Raw genomic sequence first — 13015 nt, 5'->3', positions numbered from 1 at the left:
GGTGACGATAGCAATCTCGCCGGGCCACGTATGCATGGGCTCGACCGCGTTCGACTTCACCATCGACAAGCCGACGCTCACCTTCCGCGCGCTCAACGCCTCGATGACGGCGGGTAACCCCCCCCCCATCGCTTGAGTACACCGTCGAAGGGCTCGTGGGTTCCGACCGCGTCATCCAAGAACCCCGCCTGTCGATTGTAGGCGATACGACGGCGGCCGGGAGCTGCACCATCGCCATCGCCGGGGCAACCGTGGATAACCAGGCGTGCTACCAGGTTGTATACGAACCTGGCACCCTCGCCGTCGCCGCTGGCCCCGAAAAGTCCAAGCCCGAGCCATCGGCTAAGCTCCAACCCAAGACCGCGCTTCCCGCCACCGGCGACAGCGGCCTGCTCGATCTGCTCGTTTGCACGGCGGGAGCGGCCGTCTTCGCCATCGGCCTTGCCGCAGGAAGGCGCCGCCGCACCAAGCGGGACTGACGGCGACCCTTCGACCTCCACCCGGCAGCCCGCCGAGTATTCACCGCAGCGAAGCCCCGAGCATCTGAGCACCGAGTAAGGGCCGCGCTTCGCGTGCTCGCGCACCACAAGCGCGCGTAGCGCGACCCTTACAGCAGCCCCAGCTCGCGGGCCTTGAGGACGGCGTCCATGGCGTTGTGGACGCCGAGCTTCTGGTAGGCCGCGGCCGTGTGGCTCTTCACGGTGGGGACGGTCAGGCCCGTTTGCTCGGCTATCTCGGGAGTGCGCAGGCCGCGCGCCAGCAGGGACAGCACGCGCGCCTGCTGGCGGGACAGCTTCACCGGCTTGCCGGCGCGCGGCGCGGCAAGGTTCGCGCACACGCCGCGGAACCGGCGGCCGCGCTCGTGCGCGGCCAGCAGCGCCTCCTGCACGAAACCGCGCTCGAGCGGGCCGTCGTAGCCGGGGCGCGCAATGCGCGCGGCTAAGCTCTTCAGCACCGGCTCCACCGATGCGCCCTCGTCGGCCACCACGCGGAAGAACCCGTAGGGCGCGAGCGTCTCCAGGGCCTCCGTCAGCGCGTCCACCGCCTCGTCCTTTCGGCCGCGCGCCCACAGCAGCGCCGCCGAAAGCGCGCCCGCCTCGCCCACGTCGAGCGGCCGGTTGAAGCCGCGCCCGAACTCGGCCAAGTCGCGGAGCAGCGCCTCGGCCTCCTCCGCGCGTCCGAGCGCGATGTACGCCCGCGCCGTCGTGAAGTGCTGGAACACCCGCACGAGGCCGATGCGCTCGGCCTCCACGACGAAGTACTCGTCGAGCCATGAGCGCGCCGCGCGGGCATCGGCGTCGAACAGCGCGAGCTTCGCCTGGTAGGCGCGCAGGTTATGCAAGAACTGCGACGCTTCCTGCGCAACGTAGGCCTCCAGCTGGGCCAGCGCGCGGGCGGCGTCGTCCGCGCGCCCCATCTGCCACAGCACCGCATGCTCCATGATGCCGATGCACACGCGGCCGTCCTCCTTGTTCTCGGGCACGAGCGCGCGCCGCGCCTCGTCGATGCCCGCAAGCGCCGCATCCAGGCGGTTGCGCTCGTACTCGAAGCAGGCTGGGATGAGCGGGCGCACGTAGCACCACTCGGTGCCCAGCAGCGGCGCGAACGTAGTGCCCAAAAGCCCCATCCCGTCCTCTTCGAGCGCGATGGCCGAGTAGTCCACGTTGCTGCGGTGGGGGTACGGCAGGTTCTGTGTGAACGACGTGAGCGTGGTGGCCAGGCCCTTCGGCGTGAAGCGCTTGATGAGGCGCCCGAATTTCGAGAACTTCCGCGCCTTGTCAATGATGGTGGTGCGGTGGTCGATGCTATGCGAGAGCGTGGCGGACTCGATGAACCGCGGGTCGAAGGCCGCGATGCGCGGCAGCGCGCGGTACAGCTCGTCCAGATGGTGCTCGAACCGCTCGCGCTGGCCGGTGAGGTAGTCGTACCACAGCGCCAGGATGTGCAGCGGCGGGCAGTCGCGGTACGCGTGGTCCGGCAGGTCGTCCAGCCGCAGCGTGCCCATGAAGTCGGCGCTGTCGGCCACCGAGCCGCTGCTGCTCTCGTACAGGTACAGCAAGAGGTACGTGTCCATGCCCTTGAAATCGCCGCTCTCCAGCCAGAACCGCAACGCCTGCGTGTAGTCGCCACGCGCGCGGAAGAACTCGGCGGCCCGCTTGCACAGCTTGGCGCGGTCGACGCCCTCTTCGGCGGCTTTCTCGCGCAGGAAGTCGCGAAACAGGTGGTGGTAGCGGTACAGGCTGTCCGAGAGCCGCATGAGGAACGTGTTGGTGCGCGCAAGCTCCTCCATGACGGCGGCCGCGTCGGCGCGCTCCGAAAGCAGCTCGGCAAGCGCCGGGTCGAACTGCTCCGCCACGCTGGTGGCCACGCAGAAGGCGCGCAGGCTTTCGTCCCACGTGTTCCACACCTGCTCCTCGAAGAAGCTCGCGAACAGCGTGCTGCTGCCGCCCCTCGTCGCGCGGTCGGACTTCGCGAGCGCCGCCACGCCGATGGGCCACCCCTCGGTGGCGTCGAACAGGGCGCCCGCCTCGACGGGCGCGAGGTCACGGCCGAGCGCCTGGAAGTAGCCGCGTATCTCGTCGGCCGTGAAGCGCAGGTCGGCCGCGTCCAGCAGGGCCGGGCCGCCGTCGGCACCGAGCGCGGCCCACTCCGCGGGCAGCACGCCGCGCGACAGCAGCAGCACGCTGAACGCCCGCGGCAGGCGCTTGAGCACGTCGGGCAGCGACTTGCGGATCTCCCGGTTCTCGATGAGGTGCACGTCGTCCAGCACCAGGACGTAGCGGCGCTCGAGCGGCGTCATCTCGGCCAGCAACCGAACCAGGTGCTCCACCGGCGAAAGCGAGAACCCGGGCTCCTCGATCACGGCGCGCAGGCCGTCGTTGCCCGCCTGCACCGAGAACAGGCCCAGGGCCAGCTGCTTGTAGAACACCGAGGGAACATCGTCGTAGCGGTCGAGGCCGATCCACACGCACGCGCGCTTCGCCTGCTTCAGCCACAGCAGCGCCGACACCGTCTTGCCGCTGCCCGCCGGCGCGCCCAGGTACACGAAGCGCCGCGTGCGCACGGCGCGCTCGATGGCATCCACCACCTGCAGGCGCGGCGCGCACACGTCCGGCAGCGCCGCCGGAGCGAACTTGTCGCTGAGGATGAGATCGTCCGGCATCGCCGCCCCTTTCACTGTGCCGCAACCCGTCTTTTTTACCGAGAGTATACCCTAAAACCTCATACCGTATGATAGCGCCGACCCCCTCCCGAGCGTATATTCGAAATGAAATGCGACTGGATCGATAGAGTTTCAACCCCGTACGCAAGGAGCAGGCATGTCCGAGAAACACGGCAGCAGCATAACGTTGACAAGGCGCTCGTTCGTGGCAGGAGCAGGCGTGGTGGCGATCTCATGCTCGCTCGGCTCCGTCGGACCGCTCATCCCTCGCGCGCACGCGGACGAAGCGGCGCTCGACGCTGCGGCACCCGCATCGGCCGACACCGCAGCCGCAGCCGCAACGTCGCAGGCGAACGCGCAGAACTACTTCCCCGACGCCTCGACGTACCACGCCTTCAACCTGGACACCTCCGTCGCGCCGGCCGACTTCAACGACGACACGTCGAGCGATCCCCTCGCGGGCTTCACGACGCTCGACCCGCAGAACCTCTACGTGGGCTACGTGAACCGAACCGACTACGACAAGGGGAGCGCCTACGTCGCCGACAGCCTCGAGGCGCTCGCCGCATCCTCGATGAAGCTCGACAGCATGGCTCGCAAAACCCTGGGGTCAACCACCCTCGACACCAACTGGAAGGACTATCAGTACCACGCGAACAACGCGTGCACGCTCGAACATAGCGGAGAGCAGCTCATCGTCTCGAACACCATCTACACGGGCACCTATCAGTCGGGTCACGGCAACAATCGCGAAAGCGGACAGGATATCCAATTGCAGCGCTTCGCGAACGGGCAGGTTCAAACGCTGGCGCGGGTCCGCCACGGCCTGACCGCGAAAAACGACCCGCTCATCATGGAGCACATCCAGCAGGAGGGCTCGCTCGGGCTCTTGGCCATGGTCGGCGGCGATTTCGACGGCGACGGAAACCAGGAGCTCGCCGTCTACAACCCCTACCCCGCAGGTCCCCACATCGTCATCTACCGCTTCGATTCCTCGAAGAACGCGTTCGTCAACGAGCAGGTTATCTACCTCGGCGACATCCATTCCAGCTTCGGCGGCGAATTCAGCGACTGGCTCATGCCCATCGTCCACCTGGCCACGTTCTCGCACGGCAGCTACGACGACCTCGTCGTCACCATGAGCCTGCCGCTCACCTACCATAACAGCCTCGGGTTCCGCAGCACGCCTTCATTCATGGCCATCTACTCGAGAAAGACCGGGGGATCGTGGTCCCAGCTCGAGCAGGTTTACAAGTACATCCCCGACTTCGGGGACTACCGCATGCGGTTCGCCTCGACGCTGCAGACCGACCTCAACGGCAACGGCGTACCCGAGCTCATCATGGCCGGCCACTACAACGCCTACAGCAAAGGCGACCAGGTGGGCTGGATGGTTCCGGAGAAAAACCTCGTGCAGATGTTCACGTTCGACACGGTGAAGGAAATCTACCAGTACGTCTGGGACGTCCCGCAGGAAGTGCCCGCGCTCAGCGATATCTTCGTGCAGTACGAGATGTGCGCGCCCGCAGCGCTCGCAACGGGAAAGTTCCTGCGCTCCGAGGCGAACGATCTGCTCTTCTTGGAGGGGTACGTGTTCTCGCTCTCGTCCACCAACAAGAAGGGCGATTCGGAGGCGGCGCACTTCAGGGACGGCAGCTTCACCTCGCTGTACCATATGAACCTGACGGGCAACCGCAACCACTTCATCACCAAAGCGGTATCCGGCAACTTCGCCAAAACAAACATCGGCACCGAGCAGCTCATCGTGCAGAGCGGGGCGGTGGAATCGAGCAACTACAAGGTCACCTTCGACGTGCGCTGGGTGCTGGAGCGCAGCGGCAAGCTCGCAACCGAGGACACCGATCCCAGCTTCATCCACAACGCGAGCACCGACGACAACGGCACGTTCTTGACCATCGCCGCCTGCGATATCAACAAGAACAACGCGTTCAAGTTCGCGCTGAAGTCCAAATCGTTCGGCTGGAGCGCGCCGCAACCCCTCGCCATCCTGGCCAGCGTGCCCTACTGGAGCGAGCTCTCCGACGAGCGGCTCGGCGAGGAGAAGACGGACATCGGCACCACGACCTTCGGCATCTCGTCGTCCGAATCGGCGGGCACCGAGGGCAGATGGGGCCTGGGCGGCGGCTTCAACATGTCCGCCGAGCTGCTCCTGGGCGCCGGGATCCTCGGAAACAGCGCCATGTTGGGCGGCGGCTTCGACTTCGAGGCGATGCTCAACTACGTGGGCAGCTACTATCATGAGCGCAACGTCGAACGCGCGCTAACGTATGAGGAGTACGCGGGCAGGACCATGGTCGTGACTTCGGCGGTGCCGGTGGTCGTCTACGAGTACGACGTGTACGTGCCCGAGTTCACGGTCACGCAGGACTACCTCGACGAATACAACAAGCACGCCGCGCCCGGCACGCAGTGGGGGCCGGAAAAGGTGGGCACCAAAGCGGGAAACGTCCACGTGGCCTACAAGGTGGACAACACCTACGATGCCACCCTCGGGCTCATGACGCTCGAGGATTACAACAATGCGGCGGCGAACGTGGGATCCAAGGACGTGCCGACCATCGACATGGCCGCCGTGTTCCCGCACACGCAGGGGGACCCCACCACCTATCCCACTCAAACGAGCCAGATCACGAACGTGCACAACAACGGCAACGCCCTGCTCGCGGGCCCCAACGTGCAGGTTGCCGCCGACAAGGGCTCGGCGACGTCGGCAGAGATCACGGTAACCGACACGTCCCAGTTCACCAACGGCTTCGATATAACGGTGGGGGGGTATGTCCTTGGCCGTGCAAGCCCAGGAGACGGTCGGCATCGCCCTGTCCGTGAGCGGACATGCGGGATGGAAGGCCGAGGCGACGGGCGGCGCCAGCTGGGTGTCCTCGCAGACGAAGGGCGCGCGGTTCTCCACGTCGCTGCCCTCGCTGCACCCCCTTTCCTACTTGACGAACAACGGCAACGAATACGCCTACGGCGTGCACCTGGCCGTGTGGCAGACCGATGCCGTGGCGAAAAACCCGCTCGTCATCGGCTACGTGGTGGAGGGAACCGGGTCGGGCGCCGCGCCGAAGAGCCTTCCGCTCTACCCCATGGCCTACAGCGCGAACGAACACAGCATCATCTGGGCCTGGAGCAACAACACCACCCGTCCCGCAGGAGCCTACGGCGTGGCGCTGCCCACGAGCAACACCCAGTGGACGGTGCCCGCCGGCAACGTGCTGGGCGTCGACGAGGGCAGGTTCTGGATCGAAGACGGCCTCGCCGCGGGCGACACCCGGCAGGTGCGGTTCCAGTCCTACGACGACCTGGGCCAGAGCAACCCGAGCGCCTACAGCCCGGCGATCGTCGGCACCACGATAGGCGGCGACGTCCCCGCCATCGACGAGCAGCCGAAAAGCGTGACCGTGTTCGGAGGGACCGCCGCCACGTTTTCCGTGCGCGCGCACTCCCAGCGCGGCGAGACCCTGAGCTACCAGTGGTTCTACCTCGACATCGCCTCCATCACCGACACCGACAAGGGTAAGGCCAACTATGCGGAATGGAAGCCCGTCGTGGGGGAAACAGGGCCCGACTACGCCATCGACGCGGCCGACACCCTGTGGAACGGAAAGCTCTTTTGCGTGGACGTGATGGATCGGACGGTCAACGCAAGCGGCGTGGTGCCGACGGTGCGCTCGCAACCGGCGCGGCTGGGCGTCGAGCAAACGAGCGCAATCGCCGACCCCGACGCAGCTGCGGCGACGCTCAGGATGGTGCCGACCATCACGCTCGAACTGACGCCCACCGACGGCAGCACCATCGTCCAGCACCGCGACGAGTTCTTCGTCCCCTATGGCTGCACATTCGACATGACCTTCACCGTGATGGACGCTGCGGGCGACCCATGTCTCGGCAGAATCACCCTCTCCAGGCACACCTACAAGAACGGCAGCCACAAGGTCGGAACGAGCAAGGACCTCGCCCTCACTAACGGACTGCATACGCTTCAAGGCGACTATCCCGCCTCCGATCCAAGCTCAAGCTACTGGCCCCTTACTCCTTCGGGGGATGACGGACCGCGGGTGTTTGAAGTCGAGGCTCGCCTTTCGCTGGACAGCCCCACGGTGACTAAGGTGCTGCCCATCAACGAGTACTTCATCATCAACTACGGCGTGGTCCTGCCAGAGCGCGCCGCCCACCTGCTCACCTGCGACACCGAGGGCCTTCTGCCCGGCGGACCGACGTACGCCCTCACGAAGCACATGCCCCTGCCTAGCATCGCCCCCGCGATGGTGGGCGCCCAGTTCGATGGCTGGTTCACCGACGCCGACCTGGCAAACCCGTTTGAACCCCCGTTCGCGTCCGGCCCCGGGCAGACGACGGTGTACAGCGCCTGGTCGCAGAACGAGTACGCCGTCTCATACGAGCTGGACGGCGGCACGAACAGCACCGACAACCCCGCTACGCTCATGAACGACAGCACGACCGTCACCCTGCGCGACCCCTCGAAGGAGGGCTACGCGTTCGAGGGATGGTTCGCCGACAGCTCGTTCTCGCAGCCCGTCACGGCCATCCCCCGCGGCGCGACGGGCGACATCAGCCTGTACGCGAAGTGGAGGCTCATCGAGTATCCCCTGTTCTATTTCGCGGGCATCGGCAAGAACCCCGCAGGAAACCCGACCTCCCACACGGTACTCGACGGCGAGCTGCCCATCGCGCCGCCCACGTTCGAGGGCGCCAAAGCGGGCACGAACGCCTGGTACGCGGACTCGCTGTTCACGCAAAAGGCTCCGGGCTCCATACCGGCAGGCAGCATCGGCGACGAAGCGTTCTACGGCTACGCGGATTTCGCCCAGCAGGAACCCGAGCCCGGTTCGAGCGACCCCGCGCAACCCAAACTCCTCGCCAAGACCGGCGACCAGGGCCCGCTTCACTTCCTAGCCGTAGCCGCCGTAACGGCCGGCGCCGCCCTGGCCGCATCGCTCGGCTTCCGTGGAAAGGGGGGCGATCGGTAGGGATGACGCGAGGCATATCCCTATCGGCCGTTCCCCGCACAGGGCCTTACGCCGCAAGCGACGTCGTACGGCCCTTCGGGCGTCTTGCACCGGCAGTCGAAAAAGAGAAAATGCAACTTCAAAAGAACCAGGCGATCGGAACCTCGAGAAAAAAGCCAAGCGAGTTTCATAGCACGAACAGGGACGAACGGTATCCTTTGCGCTGTTCAGCATCGGCAGCTTCACCGATGAGCTGAAAGACCTCGCCGCTTCCCGATCCGACGTGGTACTGGCAGGGCCGAAAGAGCCCGTCATGTATGAATGAGAGGACGGCCCTCCGGCCGAACCTTATTCCACGAGTCCCAGCTCGCGCGCTTTCAGCACGGCGTCCATGGCGCTGTGCACGCCGAGCTTCTGGTAGAGCGCGCCCATGTGGCTCTTCACGGTGGACAGCGACAACCCCGTCCGCTGGGCGATCTCGGGCTTCTTCATACCGCGGGAGAGCAGCTCAACCATGAGCTTCTGCTGCGGCGAAAGCGCCACCGTCTGTTCGCTCTCGCCGAAGCGCGCCGTCATGCCGCAGAACCGTTGCGCGCGCTCGCGCGCTGCCGCGAGCACCTGCCCCACGAAGGCGGAATCGGGTGCGCCGTCCGCCCCGAAGCCGTTCGGCGCGCTGCCGGCGCGAACGTGCGGTTCTCCCTGCTCAGCAAGATGTTCGAGCACTGGGACGACCGATGCGCCTTCGTCGGCGACCACGCGCATGAACCCGTACGGCCCGAGCGTCACGAGCGCTTCCGCAAGCGCATGAACCGCTTCGTCGGTTCGCCCCGACGCCCACAGAAGCGATGCCTTGAGCGCGCCCGCCTCGCCCGCATCGAGCGGGCGGTTGAAGTCGCGGCCGAACGCGAGAAGTCTCTCGATCAGCGCCTCCGCTTCACTTGCGCGGCCGAGCACAACGAGCGCCCGCGCCGTGGTGAAGTGCTGGAACACACGCACGAGCTCGATGTGGTTCGTCTCGGTGACGAAGTACTCGTCAAGCCAGGTGCGCGCAGCGTCCTCGTCGGCCCCGAACAGCGCGAGCTTCGCGCGGTACGCCTTCAGGTTGGGGAGGAAATGGGGGGCCTCGCCGGCCGCGTACGTCGCAAGCTCGGCAAGCGCGCTGTCGGCCTCGGCTGCGCGCCCGAGCTGCCACAACGTCGCATGCTTCATCAGCATGACGCACAGCCGCCCGTCCTCTTTGTTTTCGGGGATAAGCGCGGCTTGCGTGCTTTCGAAGCCCGAAAGCGCTTCTGACAGGCGGTTTCGCTCGTAATCGAAGCACGCGGGGATGAGCGGGTAGATGTAGCGCCATTCGGTGCCGAGCAGCGGGGAAAACGTCCGTCCGAGCAGATCCATTCCCCCCTTTTCGAGCGCGATGGCCGAGTAGTCGAGGTTGCTGCGGTGCGGATACGGAAGGTTGTGCGTGAACGAGGCGATCTTGGTCGCAAGCCCTTCGGGCGTGAACCGCTTGACGAACCGCGCGAAGAAGCCGAACCGCTTCGCCTTCTCGATGATAGTCGTGCGATGATCGACGCTGTATGCGAGGATGGCGAATTCCACGAACCGCGGATCGGATGCGGCGATGCGGGGAAGCGCCCGGTACAGCTCGTCGAGATGGTACTCGAAACGCTCGCGCTGGCTGGTGAGATAGGCGAACCACGCGGCCAACACGCGCAAAGGCGGGCACTCGCGATAGGCCGAATCGGGAAGCGCGTCGATATCAAGCGTGCGCAGGAAGTCGGCGTAATCGGCAACCGAGCCTCGGTTGTTCTCGAAAAGGAACAAGACGAGGTACGTGTCCATTCCGCCGAACTCGCCGCTCTCGAGCCAGAACCTGAGCGCACGCGTGTAATCGCCCCGCACGCGGAAATGCTCGGCAGCCCGCTTGCAGAGCTCGGCGTGGTCGGTGCGCTCGCATTCCGCCTTCTGTCTGAGGAAATCGAGGAACAGATGGTGGAAGCGATACGTATCGCCGTGCAGGCGCATCAGAAACGTGTTCGTGCGCGCAAGGCCGCCCATCACCTCGATGGCATCGTCGCGCCCGGTCAGAAGGCGCGCGAGTTCCCCGTCGAACTCGTCAGCGATGCTCGTCGCCAGGCAGAACGCGCGCAGGTCGTCGTCCCACGTGCTCCATACCTGCTCGGCGAAATAGTGTTCGAGCATGCGCCCGTGCTCAAGGGAGGCAGCCGGCCCGGCTTTCGCGAGCGCCGCAACCCCGATGGCCCACCCCTCGGTTGCGGTGTGGAGCTTGTTCACCTCGCTGGGCGTGGGAAACCTGCCGAGCGCATTGTAGTACTGCCTGATCTCGTCTTTCGAGAAGGCGAGCTCCGAGGCGCCGAGCACGGTCGGCGCGGTCTCCGCATCGGACTCGCGCCATGCATTGGGCGGCGGCGTGCGCGACAGGAGCAGCACCGCGAACGTACTCGGAAGCAGACGGAGCACGGAGGGCAGCGACTTGACGATCTCGCGGTTCTCGATGAGATGGAAGTCGTCGAACACGACCGCGCTGCGGCGCTGCGGCCGCTGCATCGCCTCGACCAGGCGCATCGCGTGCTCGACGGGTGACGCCGAAAACGAGGGGTCCACCAGCATGGCGCGCATGGCGGCGTTTTCGGGCTGCGTCGAGTACAGGCCCGTCGCGAGCAGCTTGTAGAACACCGAGGGCACGTCGTCGTAGCGGTCGAGCCCGATCCACACCGTCGACCGTTTGGCCTGTTCGATCCAGAGAAGCGTCGAGATCGTCTTGCCGCTACCCGCAGGCGCGGCAACGTATACGAAGCGCTTGCGGGAGGCGCGCTCGATCGCATCCACCGTGCGCAGCCGCGGCGCGCACACGTCAGGGAGGGCCGCCGGGGCGAACTTATCGCTCAATATGAGCTCGGAGCACGGGTCGCACGCGCGGGCGCCGTCTTGTTCCCCTTCGGCTTCGCCCGACTTCACAGCCCTCATTTCAGCACCCGTCCTCTTCGACCGATTCACGGAGCACAGTATAGCCCAAAACCCTCATACCGGCCGATACCGCCGCCTATTCTCGGCGGGTATAGTCGAAGCGACGGCAGGGTACGGCCGCGCCTTGGCAGGAAGGGGAAGCACATGGACCGATCGATAGCTGCATTCGACTACGCCATCCGCGTCGCGGAGCTGGTGCGCTACCTGCGCGAGCTGCCCGAGCATTTCCCCCTTTCAGCCGAGCTCTTGGCCGCCGGCGTGCGGGCGGGCATGGCGGCGCGCGACATCGATAGCCTCGGGCTCGACAGCGAAGCCGTGCGCGTCCGCGAGTCGATAACCGCGATCGACGAGGTTACGTACTACCTCGATATGGCCGTCCACTCGGGATACCTGACCGAGCTCGAAGGCTCGGGCATCCGCCAGATGGGCGTCGATCTGCGCACCGCGCTTGCAGCCTCGCTGACGCCGGACCGCCTCGAGTACAGCACTGCGCCGATTCATCGAAGGAGCAAATCATGATGAGCAGTAACAACCGATCAATTGACAGGCCCATCGCGCATTGCCACGCACGCTTCCGCGCGCAAGCCACGCTGCTCGTCTGTATAGCGGCCCTCGCCTTCGCCACGTTCGTCTTGCTCGGCGCCGACGATGCGCTTGCACAGGACCAGCAGGACATATCAGATGTCGACGCCATCACGGCTGAGGCGCCAAAGGACGCTTTCGGTGAGCTGCCGTCGGTCCACCTCGAAGAGGAAGCTGCCCCCTCCCTTGGCGCTCAGAGCGAATCGCCTGCAGCAGGCACACCGACTGCCGTGACGGAAGCCGACACGCCCGCTTCGAAGGGAGCCGTTGAAGCGGCGAAAGACGCAACAGATTCTACGACAGGAGCCATCGTGGCGGCTGCGAACAAGCCAGCCTACAAGCTCACCCTACCCAAATGCGCCGATACGGGTCTCGTCTACAACGGCACGCGCCAGCAAGGCTACAGCGGAGTTCCCGTGACCAGGATCCCCGCCGACAACGGTGTTGACGAGATGGACTATAACGGGCCCTTTGACGTCGAGTACAAAGGCATCAACGGCACGGCGTACAATCCCCCCAAGGCCCCTTCCGCAGGATATCAGCAAATCAACACTTACGCCCCCATCAACGCCGGCACCTACCAGGTGGTCTTCACAGTTCCCGAAGACCAGTCGTTCACCCTCGAACCCAACAGCTTCGAGTTCTCGATCGCAAAGGCGCCCGCGCCCGCGCTTTCGCAGCCTTCCGTGACCCTGTTCGACGCACCGGGCAGCGTTATGACGTTCGACCTCGCACGCATGATCAACCTGCCGAGCGACCTGGGCGGCGGGCCCGTATACGCGGTGAGCGCGTATACGGCGAACGGCCTGACAACCGCCTCCATCGACTCCACGACCGGCGAACTGACGTTCACCTCGAAAGGCGGGGCAGGCCTCGCGGCATCGGACACCGTGACCGTGGCGCTCGCCGACATGGGCAACTACGAAGACACCACCGTGCAGGTGAACGTGAGCTACAAGGCGAAACCCGCCACCACGATCAGCGGCGCACAGAGCAACGACAACACGCCGCAGACGACCTGCCAGACCGCCCCGCCGGGCAACCTCCTGGCCCACACCGGCGACACCACCCCGTCCGGCCTGATCGTGGCCGTCACGGGCGTCGCAGCTCTCGTTGCCGGAGCGTCCTGCGCCTTGGCCCTACGAGCCTCGCGCCGACAGCTGCGCGACTCCAAGCGACGATAAGAACGTATGCCGGGAAGTCATCGCTTCGCCCGACGCTCGTTTATCACGGGCACGTTCGTGCTCATCACGGGCGCGAACGTGCCCGCAGTCGCATCGCCGCACTCGAT

At 65.7% G+C, this 13015-nt stretch carries 7 protein-coding genes; 5 read left to right on the top strand and 2 right to left on the bottom strand.

What is annotated here, in order from left to right:
* Window positions 1-155: 155 nt before the first annotated feature.
* Window positions 156-479, top strand: a complete 324-nt coding sequence (locus tag C2L71_RS06810) for a hypothetical protein (protein WP_103265029.1) — start codon at window positions 156-158, stop codon at window positions 477-479.
* A gap of 128 nt (window positions 480-607) precedes the next feature.
* On the opposite strand, the gene C2L71_RS06805 is transcribed toward C2L71_RS06810, so the two are convergent.
* Window positions 608-3163: a winged helix-turn-helix domain-containing protein gene (locus C2L71_RS06805; protein WP_103265028.1), complete on the bottom strand. Its 2556-nt coding sequence runs from the start codon at window positions 3161-3163 to the stop codon at window positions 608-610.
* A 157-nt stretch (window positions 3164-3320) separates the two neighbouring features.
* On the opposite strand from C2L71_RS06805, the gene C2L71_RS12285 reads away from it, so the two are divergent.
* Both C2L71_RS12285 and C2L71_RS06800 read left to right on the top strand, forming a co-directional pair.
* Entirely contained in the window at window positions 3321-6704 is a 3384-nt protein-coding gene (locus C2L71_RS12285; RefSeq protein ID WP_239926431.1) for a hypothetical protein, read from the top strand.
* Window positions 6586-8175 carry an InlB B-repeat-containing protein gene (locus tag C2L71_RS06800; RefSeq protein ID WP_239926436.1) on the top strand — a complete coding sequence of 530 codons (1590 nt, stop codon included), beginning with the start codon at window positions 6586-6588 and terminating at the stop codon, window positions 8173-8175. Before C2L71_RS12285 ends, C2L71_RS06800 begins: the two co-directional genes overlap by 119 nt.
* A 327-nt stretch (window positions 8176-8502) precedes the next feature.
* Here C2L71_RS06800 and C2L71_RS06795 read toward each other — a convergent pair whose 3' ends face one another.
* Window positions 8503-11142, bottom strand: a complete 2640-nt coding sequence (locus C2L71_RS06795; protein WP_103265026.1) for a winged helix-turn-helix domain-containing protein — start codon at window positions 11140-11142, stop codon at window positions 8503-8505.
* A gap of 144 nt (window positions 11143-11286) precedes the next feature.
* Between C2L71_RS06795 and C2L71_RS06790 the strand changes: the two genes are divergently transcribed.
* The gene (locus C2L71_RS06790) at window positions 11287-11661 is read left to right on the top strand and encodes a hypothetical protein (RefSeq protein WP_103265025.1); all 375 of its coding nucleotides are present in this window, start codon (window positions 11287-11289) and stop codon (window positions 11659-11661) included.
* The gene (locus C2L71_RS06785) at window positions 11658-12908 is read left to right on the top strand and encodes a hypothetical protein (RefSeq protein WP_103265024.1); all 1251 of its coding nucleotides are present in this window, start codon (window positions 11658-11660) and stop codon (window positions 12906-12908) included. Before C2L71_RS06790 ends, C2L71_RS06785 begins: the two co-directional genes overlap by 4 nt.
* Window positions 12909-13015 lie beyond the last annotated feature (107 nt).

It is taken from the genome of Enteroscipio rubneri (assembly GCF_002899715.1).
Lineage (GTDB): Bacteria > Actinomycetota > Coriobacteriia > Coriobacteriales > Eggerthellaceae > Enteroscipio > Enteroscipio rubneri.
Note: the sequence above shows the minus strand (reverse complement) of the source record. Positions and strands in the feature narration are given on the sequence as shown.